Source organism: Streptococcus toyakuensis, from assembly GCF_024346585.1.
GTDB lineage: Bacteria > Bacillota > Bacilli > Lactobacillales > Streptococcaceae > Streptococcus > Streptococcus toyakuensis.
In genome coordinates, this window is record NZ_AP024523.1 from 104,104 (window position 1) to 123,182 (window position 19,079).

Annotated in this window: 15 protein-coding genes and 1 pseudogene; 13 read left to right on the forward strand and 3 right to left on the reverse strand. The window is 39.7% G+C overall.

All coding sequences use genetic code 11. The features are described 5' to 3' along the window. Window positions 1-16 precede the first annotated feature (16 nt). Complete coding sequence (locus tag STYK_RS00510) at window positions 17-715, forward strand: response regulator transcription factor (protein WP_261805042.1); 699 nt, start codon at window positions 17-19, stop codon at window positions 713-715. Continuing rightward, window positions 712-1,776 carry a HAMP domain-containing sensor histidine kinase gene (locus tag STYK_RS00515; RefSeq protein WP_261805043.1) on the forward strand — a complete coding sequence of 355 codons (1,065 nt, stop codon included), beginning with the start codon at window positions 712-714 and terminating at the stop codon, window positions 1,774-1,776. The genes STYK_RS00510 and STYK_RS00515 overlap by 4 nt, the downstream gene beginning before the upstream one ends. A 221-nt stretch (window positions 1,777-1,997) precedes the next feature. Here the strand turns inward: STYK_RS00515 and STYK_RS00520 are convergent. Then, window positions 1,998-3,165: pseudogene (locus STYK_RS00520) on the reverse strand (IS30 family transposase). 336 nt (window positions 3,166-3,501) lie between these two features. Between STYK_RS00520 and rpsD the strand changes: the two are divergent. After that, window positions 3,502-4,113: a 30S ribosomal protein S4 gene (rpsD, locus tag STYK_RS00525; protein ID WP_000092756.1), complete on the forward strand. Its 612-nt coding sequence runs from the start codon at window positions 3,502-3,504 to the stop codon at window positions 4,111-4,113. A 95-nt stretch (window positions 4,114-4,208) separates the two neighbouring features. Here the strand turns inward: rpsD and STYK_RS00530 are convergent, their stop codons facing one another. Then, on the reverse strand, window positions 4,209-4,559 hold the full coding sequence (locus STYK_RS00530; protein WP_390625147.1) for a tyrosine-type recombinase/integrase: 351 nt from the start codon (window positions 4,557-4,559) through the stop codon (window positions 4,209-4,211). Here STYK_RS00530 and STYK_RS00535 point away from each other — a divergent pair. From STYK_RS00535 to STYK_RS00565, 7 genes are all read left to right on the forward strand, one after another. Further along, the gene (locus STYK_RS00535) at window positions 4,540-5,073 is read left to right on the forward strand and encodes a Panacea domain-containing protein (protein ID WP_173214599.1); all 534 of its coding nucleotides are present in this window, start codon (window positions 4,540-4,542) and stop codon (window positions 5,071-5,073) included. The genes STYK_RS00530 and STYK_RS00535 overlap by 20 nt on opposite strands. Next, complete coding sequence (locus STYK_RS00540) at window positions 5,061-5,978, forward strand: hypothetical protein (RefSeq protein WP_173214597.1); 918 nt, start codon at window positions 5,061-5,063, stop codon at window positions 5,976-5,978. Before STYK_RS00535 ends, STYK_RS00540 begins: the two co-directional genes overlap by 13 nt. 232 nt (window positions 5,979-6,210) lie before the next feature. Beyond that, window positions 6,211-6,498, forward strand: a complete 288-nt coding sequence (gene relB, locus STYK_RS00545) for a type II toxin-antitoxin system RelB/ParD family antitoxin (RefSeq protein WP_261805044.1) — start codon at window positions 6,211-6,213, stop codon at window positions 6,496-6,498. Next, on the forward strand, window positions 6,488-6,835 hold the full coding sequence (locus tag STYK_RS00550) for a type II toxin-antitoxin system RelE/ParE family toxin (RefSeq protein WP_061439908.1): 348 nt from the start codon (window positions 6,488-6,490) through the stop codon (window positions 6,833-6,835). The genes relB and STYK_RS00550 overlap by 11 nt, the downstream gene beginning before the upstream one ends. 817 nt (window positions 6,836-7,652) lie before the next feature. After that, complete coding sequence (locus STYK_RS00555) at window positions 7,653-8,459, forward strand: hypothetical protein (RefSeq protein WP_261805045.1); 807 nt, start codon at window positions 7,653-7,655, stop codon at window positions 8,457-8,459. 21 nt (window positions 8,460-8,480) lie between these two features. Then, entirely contained in the window at window positions 8,481-9,728 is a 1,248-nt protein-coding gene (locus STYK_RS00560; RefSeq protein ID WP_261805046.1) for a toxic anion resistance protein, read from the forward strand. 330 nt (window positions 9,729-10,058) lie between these two features. Continuing rightward, window positions 10,059-13,421 carry a type I restriction endonuclease subunit R gene (locus STYK_RS00565; RefSeq protein WP_261805047.1) on the forward strand — a complete coding sequence of 1,121 codons (3,363 nt, stop codon included), beginning with the start codon at window positions 10,059-10,061 and terminating at the stop codon, window positions 13,419-13,421. A 2-nt stretch (window positions 13,422-13,423) separates the two neighbouring features. Here STYK_RS00565 and STYK_RS00570 read toward each other — a convergent pair whose 3' ends face one another. After that, entirely contained in the window at window positions 13,424-14,665 is a 1,242-nt protein-coding gene (locus STYK_RS00570) for a Fic family protein (protein WP_261805048.1), read from the reverse strand. A 259-nt stretch (window positions 14,666-14,924) separates the two neighbouring features. Here STYK_RS00570 and STYK_RS00575 point away from each other — a divergent pair, with 259 nt between their 5' ends. The 3 genes from STYK_RS00575 (at window position 14,925) to STYK_RS00585 (ending at window position 18,939) form a co-directional block, all read left to right on the forward strand. Then, window positions 14,925-16,001 carry a bacteriophage abortive infection AbiH family protein gene (locus STYK_RS00575; protein WP_261805049.1) on the forward strand — a complete coding sequence of 359 codons (1,077 nt, stop codon included), beginning with the start codon at window positions 14,925-14,927 and terminating at the stop codon, window positions 15,999-16,001. After that, window positions 15,998-17,164: a restriction endonuclease subunit S gene (locus STYK_RS00580; protein ID WP_261805050.1), complete on the forward strand. Its 1,167-nt coding sequence runs from the start codon at window positions 15,998-16,000 to the stop codon at window positions 17,162-17,164. Before STYK_RS00575 ends, STYK_RS00580 begins: the two co-directional genes overlap by 4 nt. A 173-nt stretch (window positions 17,165-17,337) precedes the next feature. Further along, on the forward strand, window positions 17,338-18,939 hold the full coding sequence (locus tag STYK_RS00585; protein ID WP_261805051.1) for a type I restriction-modification system subunit M: 1,602 nt from the start codon (window positions 17,338-17,340) through the stop codon (window positions 18,937-18,939). Window positions 18,940-19,079 lie beyond the last annotated feature (140 nt).

Below are 19,079 nucleotides of genomic sequence, written 5' to 3' on the forward strand. Positions count from 1 at the left end.
ATCAAAGGAGAGACAGATGGGAAAGACAATTTTACTCGTTGACGACGAGGTAGAAATCACCAATATTCATCAGAGATACTTAATTCAGGCAGGTTATCAGGTCTTGGTAGCCCATGATGGACTGGAAGCGCTAGAGCTGTTCAAGAAAAAACCGATTGATTTGATTATCACAGATGTCATGATGCCTCGGATGGATGGTTATGATTTAATCAGTGAAGTTCAATACTTATCACCAGAGCAGCCTTTCCTATTTATTACTGCTAAGACCAGTGAACAGGACAAGATTTACGGTCTGAGCTTGGGAGCAGATGATTTTATTGCTAAGCCCTTTAGCCCTCGTGAGCTGGTTTTGCGGGTCCATAATATTTTGCGCCGCCTTCATCGTGGGGGCGAAACAGAGCTGATTTCCCTTGGTAATCTGAAAATGAATCATAGTAGTCATGAAGTTCAAATAGAAGAAGAAATGCTGGATTTGACTGTTAAATCATTTGAATTGCTGTGGATTTTAGCTAGCAATCCAGAGCGAGTTTTCTCCAAGACAGACCTCTATGAAAAGGTCTGGCAAGAAGACTATGTGGATGATACCAATACCTTGAATGTGCATATCCATGCTCTTCGACAGGAGTTGGCAAAATATAGTAGTGACCAAACGCCCACTATTAAGACCGTTTGGGGGTTGGGATATAAGATAGAGAAACCGAGAGGACAAACATGAAACTAAAAAGTTATATTTTGGTTGGATATATTATTTCAACCCTCTTAACCATTTTGGTTGTTTTTTGGGCTGTTCAAAAAATGCTGATTGAGAAAAGCGAGATTTACTTTTTGCTTGGGATGACCATCGTTGCCAGCCTTGTCGGTGCTGGGATTAGTCTCTTTCTCCTATCACCGGTCTTTACGTCGTTGGGCAAACTCAAGGAACATGCCAAGCGGGTAGCGGACAAGGATTTTCCTTCAAATCTGGAGGTTCAAGGCCCTTTAGAATTTCAACAATTAGGGCAAGCTTTTAATGAAATGTCCCATGATTTGCAGGCAAGCTTTGATTCCTTGGAAGAAAGCGAACGAGAAAAGGGCTTGATGATTGCTCAACTTTCGCATGATATTAAGACTCCCATCACTTCAATCCAAGCGACGGTAGAAGGGATTTTGGATGGGGTTATCAAGGAAGGAGAACAGGACCATTATCTAGCAACTATTGGGCGCCAGACGGAAAGACTCAATAAACTGGTTGAAGAGTTGAATTTTTTGACTCTAAATACAGCTAGAAATCAGGTAGAAACTACCAGCAAGGACAGTATTTTTCTGGACCAGCTCTTGATTGAGTGCATGAGTGAATTTCAGTTCTTGATTGAGCAAGAAAGAAGAGATGTCCACTTGCAGGTAATCCCAGAGTCTGCCCGGATTGAGGGAGATTATGCTAAGCTTTCTCGTATCTTGGTGAATCTGGTCAATAACGCTTTTAAATACTCTGCTCCAGGAACCAAGCTGGAAGTGGTGGCTAAGCTGGAGAAGAACCAGCTTTCAATCAGTGTGACGGATGAGGGACAGGGCATTGCCCCAGAGGATTTGGAGAATATTTTCAAACGCCTTTATCGTGTAGAGACTTCGCGTAATATGAAAACAGGTGGTCATGGCTTAGGTCTTGCGATTGCGCGTGAATTGGCCCATCAATTGGGTGGAGAAATCACAGTTACTAGCCAGTACGGCCTCGGAAGCACCTTTACCCTCCTTCTTAACCTCTCTGGGGTAAATTCCCAAACTAAGTTCCACCGCTAGTAGAAGTGGAAGTTAATCTGATAAAAATTGTAAAAACCAGTGGAAATCCATGTCAGGGTAAGTTCCACTGGTTTTACTAATGCTTGATTTTATTGCTTTTGTAGCCAAAATGAATCGAAAAAAAGAGCGCACAAAATCCTCTTATCTGAAAGCGTTTCAGATTAAGTTCCGCTATGGTGGAAGTTAGTGTGAGACGTTTGAATAGGGTTTTAGGTTAGTTTTTAGAACTTATGTTGGAGTAATTTAGAAGACTGACAGACGTCTTCTGCAGGTATTTTAGAAATGCCGAGAAGCTTAGGAATTTCTTCTCCATAAGTAAAGGCAAAGAGTTCATAAGCTGACTTTCCATTCAAAGCAGCACGTTTGACGCTGTTGACATGAGAGCAGACGAGATTGATGTCCTCTTGAGTTAAATTGTCAAAAGAAGTTCCTTTAGGTAGAATGTCGCGAATCAGCGTGTGATTTTTCTCAATTCTCCCTTTCTGGTCAGAGCGATTAGGGTCACAAAAGAAGAGTTTACTCTCTCCTCGCACATCCATTTCGATGTCATCAACCCTGGCAAACTCTCCACCATTATCGGTAAGAATGACAGGGAAGAGTTGGAAGAAATCTTTGTCCGCTTGGTGAAGAGTGTTCTTGATGTCATAGAGATGTTTGGTAACCTCAAGGGCAGTTTTATTATCCAGAAGTCTAGCGAAGATAAAGTTACAGAAAGATAGATTGAAGGTGAGTAGGACTTTACCTCCCATTCTCCCCATAACTGTGTCCATTTCCAGCCAAGAGTCTAGTTGATTCAGTGCTAAATAGTTTTGGAAATCCTCATAGGAACGGCCTTTTTTAGCTTCTTTAGGGATGGAAGGTAGCTTACTTTTTCGTCTTTCTTTGAATTTAACGGCTCTGGCAAGATCAATCGGAGCGATAGATAGGTACCCTTTTCGGATGTGTCGATAGACAGTTGAGGAGCTGACATCAAGGTTATGAGTTTTGAGAATATGATAGATGTGTTGTCCTTTTTTAACCCCATCAGAAATGACTTTGTCCATGTCCCAGAAGGTCTTGGAATTGAGGGGGAGTTCCTTCACGAGCTTCGCCAAGAGTTTGTTCGTATTGTTTTTGAGCTTGCTTAGCGAGGTAGAAGATCTTCTTATAGCCACAATTCTGTCTTCTTTTAGGGCAGCCGTTACAGACAAAGGGAACTTTGTCGAGTAGAGGGCAAGGAAGGTTATGGCATGTAGACTCTCGGACTTGTCTGTTTCGTTTGACTTCTTTAGAAACAGTAGTCGGGTCTTTTAGAATGGATTGTCCAATAGCTTTGAAGGTTTCACTGCGCTCTAAACCTAATTGGATATCATTACGGTCTGAAAGGGTAAGGTGTTTATGTTTTGTCATAGTAGACCTCGTTTCTAACTCAAACGTCTCACACTTAATTCCACCATAAAAATCCGTTTTAGACTAATTTCCACTTTGGTCAGGCAAGTGGAAGTTACTTTGAGAAGTTACAAACCTCTCTGGCAGTGAAAATAAAGCTTAAGACCCCTTTACAAATCTAGCCATTCATGGTAAAATGGATTTTGTGTGAAATATCAGCAGGAAAGCATGAAGCTCGTCAACAGGTGTCTTATGATAAGTAACCTTGGCTGTTTAGGCGAAGGGCATCTGCACGAATCAGGGCTTTCTAAGTGACTATTTCCACCGAAATATTATTTATATCAGGAGGACATTCACATGTCACGTTATACAGGACCATCTTGGAAACAAGCTCGTCGCCTTGGCCTTTCACTTACAGGTACAGGTAAAGAATTGGCACGTCGTAACTACGTACCAGGACAACACGGACCAAACAACCGTTCTAAATTATCAGAATACGGTTTGCAATTGGCTGAAAAACAAAAACTTCGTTTCACTTACGGTGTAGGTGAAAAACAATTCCGTAACTTGTTCGTACAAGCTACAAAAATCAAAGGCGGCATCCTAGGTTTCAACTTCATGCTTCTTTTGGAACGTCGTTTGGATAACGTTGTTTACCGTCTTGGTCTTGCGACTACTCGTCGTCAAGCTCGTCAATTCGTAAACCACGGTCACATCCTTGTTGACGGAAAACGCGTTGATATCCCATCATACCGCGTAACTCCAGGTCAAGTGATCTCAGTTCGTGAAAAATCATTGAAAGTTCCAGCAATCCTTGAAGCAGTAGAAGCTACTCTTGGACGCCCAGCATTCGTATCATTCGACGCTGAAAAATTGGAAGGTTCATTGACTCGTTTGCCAGAACGCGACGAAATCAACCCAGAAATCAACGAAGCACTTGTCGTTGAATTCTACAACAAAATGCTTTAAGATAAGACTTTATATTGTAAGAAGCCTACAACAGTGGGCTTTTTGCTTTATCTTAAAATGTTGATTTCTGGGTTTGTCATCATTTTTGTCATCACTTATAACGAACTCACAGCTTTCTCATAAAATGAGACGGCTGTTTTTGCTTTTTCTTTGGAGAGATGACTGTAAGTGTCCATAGTCATAGCTAGTGTAGAATGACCTAGACGGTGTTGTAATTCTTTATATGGTATACCAGAGTTTAGCAAGAGACTAGCGTGTGTGTGTCTAAAACCATGGAATCCAATATTAGGTACACCAGCATGTTTGAAACGTGTGTTTAAACGAGTTGCTAGTGTTTTATTGTTTGGGTATTGAGAAAGAAAAATACTAAAATGTTTTGTAGTCCTTAAACTACGTGATATAATAAGAGTAAAAGGAGATTCAGTAATGCAACCACCATTATTTATTGCGAACTATATAATTGAATATTCTAACGATAAGAGCTATTCAATTAACAACCTCATATTACAAAAAATATTATATTTTGCCAATGTAATTAAAATTGTTGACACTAAAAATCCTCTTTTTGAGGAACAAATGGAGAAATGGAAATATGGTCCCGTTGTACCAAGTGTATATCATGAATATAAAAGATTCGGAGCTTTTCAAATAACAAAACAGGATATTGTTAAAGAATATTTTCATTTTGAGAATATAGAAAATAATTCATTAGGAAACATAAAAATATTTAAGTATCAACCACAAGATATTCCAGAACTTGATGCTAATTTGTTAAAGAAAGTTATTGATAGATTTTCTGATGTAGATATTTTTGATATAGTGGAGAAAACTCATAAACAGGAACCATGGAAAAAGTACGAAAAGTTAATTAGTGATGGTGTTCAAGGGATAAAATACACAAATGAAGAGATATTGAATTATTTTAACAACCATCCAGAGGAGTTAGAATGGCTCAGATAAGTACAAGTTTTATCCAACTTCTTTTAGTTGGTGATATCTCTAATCATGATGATGGTATTGTAAAATCGCTTCAAGATAATTTAACTGAGGAAAATTTAGTAATTCCATACGATTATATTGCTGAATTTGTATACCAGAATGAAAATAGCAATGAGCTCAATGAAACGTTAAATAGGAACATCGATTATTTATCTTCAACTATAGAAGCAGATGATAACGCTAAGAAATTAATACTAGATAAGAACCTTAAGAAAATAAGTTCTAATTATAGCTTATCTCAAATTCAGAAATCTTATATATCAAGGGTTGCTAAGGAAGTGGAGCAGGGGTTAAAAGATGTCAATAGCCAACTAAACCAAGCTAGATTAATTCTTCAAGATGTAAAGAAAAAATCAGACGCCTCTAATAATACTCTTACAGAAGCTAAAAGCCAACTAAGTCAAGCTAAATATTTTATTAAATATATACAGGGGCAATCAGCCAACTCTAATAAACTTCTTAAAACTGTACAGGAACAATCTGACGATATTGAACAAACAAAATCATCTATCTACACGGATTTCATAGCAATTTTAGGGATTTTTTCAGCATTTGTTTTTGTAATGTTTGGAGGCATTGAAGTAGCAAGAGCTGTTTTTGATATCGGAGATGATTTATTAAATATGAATCTTTCTAAGATGATAATAATTTCATGTCTGATGTTAATTGGTGTAATAACATTGATGTATTCATTGTTATTATGGATTGCTAGAATCACCAATAAGGAAATTGGAAACTGCATGAGCAGTAAATGCAAAGAGGGTTGTTCGCACAAGTGGAAGCATTTTTATTTACGTCATTCATTTTATTTTTCATTGATTATTTTATTAGTGATAATTACTTACATTTCATTTAAATATTCCTAGATTGGCTCCTGAAAACTATAATTGTAATAGAAAAAACACCGCTTGGCTGTGCTAGTTTTTTGCCTGCTGAACTCATCATTTTTAAGTTCCTGATATTAAGCATTTTTGGGCGCTTCCCCTTAGTGCTTTTTTTGTTTTTAAAATAGCTTTTTAATGTACAGTTATAGGTAGCTATACGGAACTAGACCTGTATAGTTTAAAGTGATATAATAGTCTAAAAGGAGGTACTACTATGAATGTTTTAGAAAAAAACACACAGGTAAATTTTAAGACTAACAGAGACTTGTTAGAAAAGGCTAAAGCTATTATCACAGCGCAAAATCTTGATATGACAGCCAGTTTTAACTTGTTTTTAGAACACATTGTAGAAAATAAAGCCTTGCCATTTGAAACTCAAGTAGACAAAGAAAGAGAAGAACTTCTATTAGGATTGCGTGCCGAAATTGCCTGTAGCTTTGAGGATTTAGAACATGGAAAGACTTACAGCCTTGATGAAGTGAGGGCTAACCTTGGAATTTAACGAGAACGCATATAGCCTTATTATCTCCGAAACGGTACAAGAACAGCTAAGAGGTATTAAAGATTATATCTCAGCTAACTACTTTTCAGAACAGGCAGGAGCAAACACAGTTAAGAATATTCTTTATGGTTTGGAGCGTCTTGAAGTCTTCCCAGAAGCGGGATTTGATGCTGACGAAAGAGTAGGAAGTATTATATACCCACCCCACAAAACTCGATGCATCATTTTAGGCGATTACCTAGCCTTCTATCATATTTTAGAGGATAGAAAAGCTGTCTTTATATCAGATATTATTCATAGCAAACAGGACTACATCCGCTTGTTCAAGAAAAAATAGCACCTACATGAAGGCGTTTTTGTTTGGGAATGCCACGATGTTGATGATATAAATCTGGTATGATATAATGTTTTGGCCCCCTCAGTTTAATGAAGGGAGGTGTTGCCGATGTTAGAAATTATCATCACAATTTTTCTAGCACCCTTAGTAGTCAATATTTTGACAACCTTGTTTGAGAAATGGCTTAACTCACGCAAGAAATAACCTTTAAGGGGCAATAAGCCAAAAAAACCTCAACGCTGGAACGTTGGGGCTTTTTGTTGCCTTGTTAGACAATTATCATCACTATAGACTAATTCTAACACAACTCCCCCGATATTTCAAGTTTTTATTTTTTATACGCGATGTTGATGATATAAATCTGGTGTGATATAATATTTTGGCCTCCTCAGTTTAATGAAGGGAGGTGTTATGTATGCTAGAGTTACTTTCCCTTTTTCTAGCTCCGTTACTTGTTAACGTACTATCTGAGCTTTTCAAGCTATGGATAAAGAGACGTAGCAAGTAGCATTTAACCCTTTTAGAGGGTAGCAAAAACCCCCATCGGTGGCACGGTGGGGGTTTTTAGTTATATATGCTAGAAGCATTATTTTCCCTTTATGCTCTCATTCTAACACAACCCTTTCGATATTTCAAGCTTTTGTTTTGATATTCCTCAGAGTGTGTTTATGATTTGAGTCCGCTTTACTGAAATTAGCCCACGCGCTACTAGCTTCCATTCTACAGCAAAGAAATCAACTCTTTTCTAGGGGATTTCCGCCCTCATTTTTGTCTTTTGTGCTAAAATAGACTTATAAATTGAAAATAAGGAATGTTTATGAAATCGGGTAATGGTTTTTGGAAAGGCTGTCTCTATTTTTGGGGCTTCTTGTTCTTGTTGGGCCTTTTGGTTCAATATGTTCTTCCACTTGAGGCTTGTGTCCTGCTAGGATATGGTGGTTATCGTCTTTACAAACGCTTACGCTATCCTCTTTTGCAGGATCGTTCTCTAGATGATCGGATTGAGCTTTTAAAAGCTCGGATTCGTCAGGCGGACAAGGATATTCAGCAATTAGAGGAAACTTTAGTAGAAAAAGGCTCGGATTCATATAAAAGTCTGGCCAATCAAGTATTAATCGAACTGCGAGAAATCCATCAGGAGGCGGATCGTCTCAAGTCCTATATCGATGATGATGTCTATAATCGTATTGATAAAAAGGTTCGTACAGTACGGGCAACTATCGATGTTCAGCTAGAACGTTTGGATAGAGAAAGTCAGGTAGATATTGAAAATGCGGAGCCAGAGGAATTAGCTCCAGAATTATCCCAGACCTTGGCCAATATTGCCATTGACCATCAGGCAATTTTAGACAAGATTGCCACCTCTGCTGAGGGGGATAAGGAAGAATTGACTGCCATTCATAGTTTGAAGATGGAGAAATTCCAAACGATTTTAGAAGGCTATTTAAAGATTAAGGCCAATCCTAAAAACTATAATCGAGCCGAAGAACGTTTGCAACAAGCTAAAGCAGCTATCGAACAATTTGACCTTGAGCTGGACCAAGTCCTGAGAGAACTCAATGAAACAGATATGCGTGATTTTGATATCAGTCTGCGTATCCTAGAAAAAGATCGTAAAGAATAGGTTAGAAACAAAGGAGTAACCATGACAGAATTTAATTTTGATATTGACCAGATTGCCAATAATACGGTAGCTAAGGTGGATAAAACAACCCAAATCATCGAGACAAATACTGGCTCAGACAAGACCTTGACCTTCCTTGAAAAGTTGAGCCCTGAGCAGCAAGAAGGAATCAAGGCGCACGTGCCCCAGTTAGTAGACCAGTTTGTCACAAATCAAAATGCTCTTTTAGATTTTGGCCAATCTGCTGTAGAAGGTGTGAATAATACGGTCAATCGTATCTTGTCAGAGCAAAAGAAACTGCAGATTCCCCAAGTGGATGACTTACTCAAGAATACCAACCGTGAGTTGCAAGGCTTTGTAGTCAAATACAAGAACGCTGAAATTGCTGAGTTAGAAGAAAAACCAAACTTTTTGCAACGCTTGTTTAACAAGAGCAAGAATACCCTACAAGAATTTTACTTTGATTCAAAAACAGTGGAGCAAAAGCTCGATGGTATGGCTGCCGCAGTGGTCAAGCAAGAAGATGTCTTAGCTCGAAATATCGTTTCAGCTGAGATGTTGATTGAGGACAATACTAAATCCATTGAAAATCTAGTGGGAGTGATTTCCTTTATCGAAGCTAGTCAGACAGAAGCTGGCAAACGCGCTGCCGAACTGAAGGCCCAAGCTGACCAACTTGATACAAGTACGGTAGAATACCAAACCAAGTCACAAGAATTGGCCCGTATGGCTGAAGTGGTCAATACTCTTGAACAACAACATACTGAGTATGTCAGCCGTCTCTATGTTGCCTGGGCAACAACACCTCAGATGCGCAATCTTGTGAAGGTGTCATCTGATATGCGCCAAAAATTGGGCATGCTTCGTCGTAATACGATTCCGACAATGAAGCTTTCTATTGCCCAACTTGGTATTTTGCAACAATCAATGAAATCAGGTGTCGTGGCAGATGCCATTGTCAATGCCAATAATGCTGCCCTTCAGATGCTAGCTGAAACCAGCAAGGAAGTGATTCCGCAGATGGAGAGAATTGCACAAAGCCCGACAGTCGCTGTCGAATCGGTTACTAAACTGGCTGAAAGTCTGGTCGCTCAAAACCAAGGTATCGTCGCAGCTATTGAATTGGGTCGTCAGAAACGTGCCCAACTAGAAACAACCATTGTCAAGTCCGCAGAAATGATCAACGATTCTGTCAAACTACGCGATGAGAAAATGGTCCAAGCTCTTCTAGAACAAGGCAAGGCCGCCCAGAAAGAAGTACAAGAATAATACACAAGTCCCTTGTAAGTATAGCTTGCAAGGGACTTGTGTATTATTTTAGTAGAAGTTTGAAGGTCAGGGAATTCTGGCTAGATTTAGAGAGAATACCTTAGAAAACCTTTTCACTACTAGTCTTTTATGGTACAATGGAAGGAAGTAAAGGCGCTGTTTGTTCGATGTCGCAACGCCTTGGATGAATGAAAAGGAAGAGTCCCTATGGTTGTCAGATTTAAGCAAATAAGTCCCTTGCAGAGAGCTACATTCGAGTCCTTATACCCATTTTCAAAACCTACCAATGTTTTTGGTGGGCTTTTTGCCTGATAGAAGTGGAGGATATAAATGATTTACACCTTATCAAAAGAATTAGAACAAGAACTCATCGTTTCAGCACCTGAGTTGCAGGCTAGTTATACTGCCATCGTAGAATACCTAGAGGCTATCAACCAGAAAGAAGCATCTGGAAGCAATTCTCAGGAACTCCAGAACCAGCTTGCTATTCAGCTGAGACGTTTAGAAGATTTGGTGCAGGGCTATATCCAAATAAAGAAGAACCCGCATCACTACCTAGATGCAGATAAAGAATTGACAGCAGGCTATCAAGCCATAAAAGGGACGGAGCAAGATCTTCTCAAAAAATTGCAACATCTCAATCAAGCAGCCTTGCAGGATTTCCATATCAGTCAGAGACTCTCTCCCAAAGACGAGACTGCTATTCCTGTGGCAGGTAAAGTCAAAACCAAACAGGAATTGGCTATCGAGCGGGATTTGATTAACCAGCTGACAAAGGGAGAAAGTCAATGGGTGTATCGACCTGAGTTAAATACAGAAGACCTCCTATGGGGAAACTTTTTTGCCAAGCTGGAAGCCAATAATGTCCGCATTTTGCAAGACCATCCCCTTACAAATTCAGAGAAAAATCAAATCAAAAACCAGCTCAATTTCGTCAACTTCTACGAAGCAGCCAAGTGGATAGCAGGGGAAAATGGCATTGCCAAGGTGCAGGTTCAACGTGAAGATGCTAGTTTAGGCACCATTCGCTTGGAAGTCTTGTGGAGAAACAATGTCGCTGGTGGCAAATCCAGCTATGAGGTTGTCAACCAAGTCATCACAGGCGGAGAAGGGATTCGCCAGCGTCGTGGGGATGTGACTTTGCTAATCAATGGTCTGCCCATGATTCAAATCGAACTAAAAAGTCGTTCTCATCCTTACATGGATGCCTTCCGTCAGATTAAGAAATACGACCAAGAAGGACAGTTCAGAGGTATTTTTTCAAGTCTTCAGATGTTTGTCGTCTCTAATGTCACAGACACTCGCTACATCGCAGCTGCCAAAGCCAACAAGCTAAATGAACGCTTCTTGACCAAGTGGGTGGATAGTGAAAATAGACCCCAACCTCAACTATTTGACTTTGCAGAGTCTGTCTTGTCGATACCGAGAGCTCATGAGATGGTCATGCAGTATTCTGTCATCGATGATGACAAGAAGGCCTTGATTTTATTGCGCCCCTATCAGGTTCATGCCATTGAAGCCATCCGTGAAGCCAGTCGCAAGCGCCAGTCGGGCTATATTTGGCATACGACTGGTTCAGGAAAGACCCTGACCTCTTATAAGGTTTCGCGCAATCTGCTCCAGATTCCATCTATCGAAAAGACAATCTTTGTGATTGATAGGACAGACCTTGACCAGCAGACGACCAGTTCTTTTCAGTCTTACGCAGAGAACGATATGATCGATATCGACGAGACCGATGATACACAGGAATTGGTTAAAAATCTAGCTTCTGATGACCGCCGTGTCGTTGTGACGACCATCCAGAAAATCAATGCTATGATTCGTCAGTTTGATGAAGGTCGTCACCAAAGGGTCTACAATCGTATCAAACAACTCAAACTAGCCTTTGTCGTCGATGAATGCCATCGCGCAGTGACTCCTGAACGCCAGCGCCACCTAGAGCATTTCTTTACAAATTCTCTCTGGTATGGGTTTACAGGAACTCCTATCTTTACAGAAAATAAACGTGAACAAAAAGGAGACCTTGCTCAGACGACCGAAGAGCAGTACGGTGACTGCCTCCATCAATATACCGTCAAAGAAGCCATCCATGACAAGGCGGTTCTTGGCTTTAATGTAGAGTATCAGACAACCATGCCTGGTTGGGCAGAAGATGAGATTGACGAGGAGCGTTATGATGACGAAGGTCATATGCTTGCAGTTTTAGATGCCATTCTCAATCGCTCAAGACGCAAACTCGGCTTCCAAAATGGGGTAGGAAAAACCTATGAAGCTATTTTGACCGTCAAAAGCATCGCCCGTGCGCAGGCCTATTATAACCTGATTAAGCAAGTCAAAAATGGAGAAAAGTCTTTAAGCATTTCGGAAAATGTTAAAAAGGTCTTACCAGACTTTCCTAAGGTTGCTATTACTTACTCTGTGACAGAAAATGAAGCAGACTCCTACGTCAACCAAGCCTACATGGAGGAGAGTTTAGAAGACTACAATGCCATGTTTGGTACCCACTTTAGCCTAGTAACCATTGCTTCCTACAATAGTGACCTCAACGACCGTCTGGCCCGTAAGAAAGAACGCTTTGCCTTCCGTGAAGAGCAGTTGGACTTGGTTATCGTGGTGGACCGCTTGTTGACAGGCTTTGATGCCCCTTGCCTATCGACCCTGTTCATGGACCGTCAGCCCATGAAACCCCAGCATATCATTCAGGCCTTTTCACGAACCAACCGCCTCTTTGATGAAGGCAAGAAATTCGGTCAAATCGTTACCTTCCAAACGCCTGACCGCTTTAAAGAAAAAGTGGATGAAGCTCTGAGCCTTTACTCAAATGGTGGCGAAACCAGTGTCTTAGCCCCAGAATGGCAGGAGGAGAAGGCCAAGTTTCTGGAGAAGGTTCATCAACTACTGGCTATCGCTCCAAGTCCAGAGCAGGTACCTGATTTGGATACAGCGACAGATGCAGAATTAAAACGCTTTGCCAAGGCCTTCCAAGAATTTGACAAGCTCCTATCCTCTATACAAGTCTATTCGGACTACGATGAGAAAGTCATCCTCAGAGAGATTGGTCTCAGCCTAGAAGACATCGAGAACTTTGCCGGCCAATATCAAAATGTCATCGAAGAACTCCGCAGACGCAGAAAAGAAGACCAAGAAGATGAAGGGGTTCTCCTAGATATCGAGTATGAGCTCGAATCCATCCGCACCGACGAGATAAACTATCACTATATCCTCTCTCTCATCCAATCCCTGATTGAAAATCGAGAAAACCTCATCGGTAAAAAGGAAAAGAGTCTGGTAGATAACTATATCGAAGATTTGAACAAATCCAATCCTAAGTTATCCAGCATCATCTCCAAACTCTGGCAGGATGTCCAAGCTGATGCCAAGAGCTATCAGGGACAGTCTGTAACCCATAAGTTGGATGAGATGATTGAGCTAACTACCCAGCAAAAGATTCGTGAAACGGCAGATTATTGGCAGATAGGAGAGGATGAACTCCAGTTCGTAGTGGACAACTACCGCATCGGACGCGACAAGCAAAATGGTGAAAAAGCCATCACAGAATCTCAGGACTACCTCGCCTATAAGGAAGCCCATGGAGACAAGGCACTACCAAAACTCAAATACAAAAAAGCCCTCAAAGAGGACTATATGCGCATGATTTCAGAGGATATCCTACCGCTAAGGGGGAGATAGGCTTAAAAATGGTCAGAAAGATAATGTTGGGAAGGTTTTCTACCAATTAGGGTCAAAATTCCCCTCTCTTCAAGATGCAAGAAAGCATCCTTGACCTTTTTCTTAGAGTAATGATGGTTGGACTGATTGGCCAGTTGGATGATGCTTCTATCTTCTATACCATCTCTCTTATCATCGACAAAGAGCTTGGACTGAGCGAGTAGAAACAAGATGTATTTCTCGACTTCTTCCAGCCCTTCTGTTTGCTCTATCTTAACTTTATAGCGATGCAGTTGTTCTTGTTTTTCAAGGAGGGTTTGGATAATATTTTCCTGTCCTTCCTTGATAAAAGTTAACAAGGTTTCAACGAAGAAGGTAGCATCGGCACGGTTGAGATGATCACCAGTATTCCTAAAAGCCTTATAATAGTCTTGCTTATGGTGATTGATTTGTTGGGATAAAACTAACCCTGAAAATTTATCGAGCTTTCTCGACAAGTACTTGGCAAGGATATAGTGGCCTGTCCGACCGTTACCGTCATAGAAGGGATGAATATTTTCAAAAAAATAGTGTCCAGCACAAGCCTTGACAAGGTTTGGGATAGAATGGTCGTTTATAAAACGAATCCACTCTGTCAGCATAACCTGAATCTGTTCCTCCTTTTGAGGTGGGATATAGATGACTTTGCCAGTCTTGTCGTCTTGGATAAAGACCGATTTCTGTCTAAAAAACTCTCCATCAAGTTGATCCTTTGGCGAGATTTCTCCTTGTGTTAATTGATCATAAATCCCTCTGATATCTTCAAGTGATTGGATTTGGAGAAATTCATCCTTAAGGATTTGTTGGTACATTCGCAAGGTGGAAAGATGTTTGATTTGTTCGGTCTTATAGGGGTCTTCCTCTAGGAGTTTCTCCACATCGACCAACTCTTTACGAGTTGTATGGATACCTTCGATTTCATTTGTGGAAATAATCGATTGGTAGAGTTGTTCTTTATAAAACTGATCGTGGGCAATCTTAGGGAGGGTATCAGCTATTTCGCTAATTCGTTGAGACTGCTGTGAGATAGTTTCCATCAGTTGGGAAATCCCAAGATGCAGGGTAACAAATAAAGGGTATTGACTTGTTTTGACAGTATCGCGTTGCATTAAATGAGGATAAAGAGATGTTCTAATGGAACTATATCCCTGTAAGCGTAGTTGATATTCTTCCTCATATTGGTCACGATGACTGTAGTAGATTTTTCTAAGTTCTCTATAGTTCATATGTAGTCATCCTCGCATTTCAACGTTTTTTAACATTATATCACAAAATCAGCTCTTCTATTGTTTCAAAATAGGAAAAATTGAAGAATAGAATAGCATAGTTGCCGTTCTAAAGTGCAAAAATGGCCAAAATTGAACAATAGAAATGACAGATGGACATCCTAAAGTGTAAAAACTGCCAAAATTGGAGAATAGAAATCAAAAAAGAAGATCTAAAGTGTAGAAATAAGAAAATGGAGTAATATAAAAGGGGGATAGAGTGGAGAAATTATTTATTATCGGAAATGGTTTTGATATAGCACATGATTTAAAGACAAATTATCTATATTTCAAAAAGTTTGTTTATCAGCAGGCTTATGGGAAGGATGAGTTGTTAGAGTCGTTGCAAAGTGAAGATGCCATAAAATTATATCTAAATAGAATTGATGAAGAAATATTGCTAGAAGAAATTGATGATGATACAATACCTGAGATGCAAATGGGATCAGATGGGGGAGATTTATATCCAGATGATGTAGATTTGTATAAGTTATTGTATCAGTTAATGGGTCAAATTACAGGAACTGAGAAATTTTGGTCTGATTTTGAAGAGAAATTAGCAGATTTTAATAAAGTGTCTATTGTTAATACAGATTGTATATATAACGCTAGAGATTTGGATGGCAGTATAATAGCTAGTAATGCTAATGAAATAGGAGAAACTCTAGCTAAATATGTATTATATTCTTTAAATAAATTATTTAAATTGTGGATAGAAGAAACATATTTTGAATGGACTGATAGAATTCTTAGAAATGGTGAAAATTCGTGTTATAAATTGTTAAAAGCTACAGTTTTGAAAAACTCTGATGCAACATTTCTAAATTTTAATTATACAAAAACGTTAGAAAATTTATATAGAATTTCTGAGCAGAACATTTTTCATATGCACGGCGTTATTGGTGTGAGTCAATTTGTTTTTGGACATGGTCATGATGGTGAGGAAGACGATTTTAATCCTTTAAATGTAGGAGCATATATGGAAGAAGTTGTTAATAAGTTAAAGAAACCAGTTGATAGTATATTAACTGATAATATACAGTTTTTCAAAAGTTTAAGTTCTATCAAAGAAATCTACTTCATTGGTTTTAATATTCGGGATGAGAATGGAGTGGATGCTCCGTACTTTAAAGAAATTTTTAAACAGACACCGGATGTGAGCATTTATGTAGACAAGTTCAATGAGAAGTATGAAGATAATATTAAGGAAATACTTAAGGTATGGGGGGCTCGTAAAGCTTATCAATTGCAATTTATCGATACAGATAAAGATGAAATAGTTGGAGGAGTAATATGACAAGGAAACCAAGTTATCGCTTTGTGGGACATACTGAACCTTGGGAAGAGAAGAAGTTGAGTGATGGTATCTCCAAAATAGGAGATGGTATTCATGGGACGCCTGTTTATTCTGAAGATGGAGATTGTTATTTTATAAATGGAAATAATCTTGTCGATGGGAAAATTTTTTTATTTCCAGAAACTAAAAAAGTTCAAAGTAACCAATTAACAGTGTCAGATACTAGTTTAAAAAATACTATTTTGATGTCTATAAATGGAACAATAGGCAGTTTAGCGTGGTATAGAGATGAGAAAGTAATGTTGGGGAAAAGCGTAGCTTATTTAACAACTGAGGAATTTGATAGAAAATTTATATATAGCATTTTACAAACTCCTAAGATTGTGAAACATTTTAATAATAATTTAACTGGTACGACTATAAAAAATTTAGGTCTAAAGACTATTAGAGAAACTGTCATTTCCCTCCCCTCCCTTCCAGAGCAAACTGCCATTGGTTCTTTCTTCCAAGATATTGATCAGCTTATTAGCCTTCAACAGCGTAAGTTGGAGGTGCTCAAAGAGCAGAAGAAAACCTACCTCAAGCTCCTCTTCCCAGCCAAAGGACAAACCAAACCAGCCCTTCGCTTCGCAGGATTTGAAAATGAGTGGAAGGAAGTTAAGTTGGGGGATTTTGTAGAAATATCTAAAGGGATTCAGCGTAATAAAGAGTTTCTATCCCCAAATGCAGATAGCAAGAACTGCTACCCAGTGTATAATGGTGGTAAACAAGAATCTGGTTATACAGATGAGTTCAATCGTGAGGGGAATATAATGATATCTGAAGGTGGAGCCTCAGCTGGATTTGTGAATTATTTTGATGGGAAATATTGGTCTGGGGGCCATAATTTTACAATTGATGAATTAGAAAATGATATTTACTATGTTTTAGCCCTCTTAGAATCACAGCAACAAGAATTGTATTCGTTACAAGTTGGTTCTGGACTTCCAAATATACAGTTAAATTCATTAAAAAAAGTTATCATTACCTTTCCTGCTTTCCTAGAACAACAAGCCATCGGTTCTTTTTTCCAAGACCTAGACAAGGTCATTGCCAAGCAAGAGGAAAAAGTCAACCAGCTCAAAGAAAGCAAACAAACCCTACTCAGAAAAATGTTTATCTAAGATACAAAGACCGTCAAAAGCCCAGTAAAAATAGGAAACTGGCACAGTCTTTGATGAAGAGCAGACAGTTTATCTTTTTTACCCAGCTTTTAGGTCGTGTTCAATTCAGAAAGATACCAAGACCATAAAAAGCTACACTAAACGAATGAAAGTAGAAATTGATAGGAGACCCTATGTCACAAACAGATTTATCAAGAGAACTCTACCAATCCCTCTGGAATGCGGCAGATATCCTGCGTGGCCAGATGGAAGCCAATGAATACAAGTCCTACCTCTTGGGCTTGATTTTCTACAAGTACCTATCCGACAACATCCTCCAAGCCGTCTGTGATAACTTGGACGAGACTTTTGAGTCCTTCCAGCAAGCGCAGCTTCTCTATGAGGAAAACTTTGCGGATGCAGATGTCAGTGAAGATCTCATTGAGGTCTTAAATGACGATCTGGGATATGTGATTGAGCCTTCTCTGACCTTTACCAAGCTGGTTCAGTCTATCCACGAAGGAACCTTCCAGCTAGAGTCCCTAGCCCAAAGTTTCCGTGATATCGAGCAGGCCAATGAAAAATTTGAAAATCTCTTCGAAGATATCGACCTCTATGCGAAAAAGCTAGGCAACACCCCACAAAAGCAAAACAAGACCATCTCTGAAGTCATGAAACAGCTCAACGACCTCAATGTGTCTGGTCATGCTGGTGATATCTTGGGTGATGCTTATGAGTACTTGATTGGCCAGTTTGCCAGCGATTCTGGAAAAAAGGCTGGTGAGTTCTATACACCTCAAGCAGTCTCTCACCTCATGACTCAGATTGTCTTTGCAGGTCGTGAGCATCAAAAGGGGATGTCGGTTTACGACCCGACTATGGGTTCTGGTTCTCTCTTGCTCAATGCCAAGCGCTATAGTAAGGAAGCTTCGACGATTTCTTACTACGGTCAGGAGTTGATTACTTCGACCTTCAACCTTGCTCGTATGAATATGATGCTTCATGGGGTCGCGATTGAGAACTACCACCTCAGCAACCACGATACCCTAGACGAAGATTGGCCGACTACCGAGCCGACAGACTTTGATGGGGTTTTGATGAACCCACCCTATTCACTGAAATGGTCAGCAGATAGTGGCTTCCTGCAAGATCCTCGCTTTTCAAGTTATGGAGTTCTGGCGCCTAAGTCTAAAGCAGATTTTGCCTTCCTCCTTCACGGTTTTTACCATCTCAAGCACAATGGTGTCATGGCTATCGTCCTTCCTCACGGAGTTCTTTTCCGAGGAGCAGCCGAGCAAAAGATTCGCCAGCACCTGCTAGAAGAAGGCGCTATTGATACAGTTATCGGCTTGCCAGCAAATATCTTCTACAACACCTCTATCCCGACGACCATTATCATCCTTAAAAAGAATCGTACCAATAAGGATGTCTTCTTTATCGATGCCTCAAAAGAGTTTGAAAAAGGGAAAAATCAAAACAATATGACCGAAGACCATATTGCCAAGATTTTGGAGACCTATCAAAAACGCGAGAATGTCGAGAAGTTTGCTCATCTAGCCAGCTTTGAAGAGATTGTCGAAAATGACTATAACCTCAACATTCCACGCTATGTCGATACCTTCGAGGAAGAACCAGTTGTTCCCCTCACCGACCTCACCGACCAGCTCGCAGAGATTGATAAAGAGATTGGAGAGGTAGAAGCCAGACTCGCATACATGCGCAGCCAGCTAGTAGGCACAACACCAGAAGCCCAAGCAGAATTAACCGCCTATCTCGAAAAATTGAATGAGATTTAGAGAGTAGGCTAAGAATGAAAAAACGCAGGACGGTCTGAGCCTGCGTTTTGGTTTCTGCAAATGTTCCGAGAATTATTTTTCCTTCCTAAAATATAATGTTGATTAAATTTGTTTTTTAAGACGATTGTCACGCGAAAAAG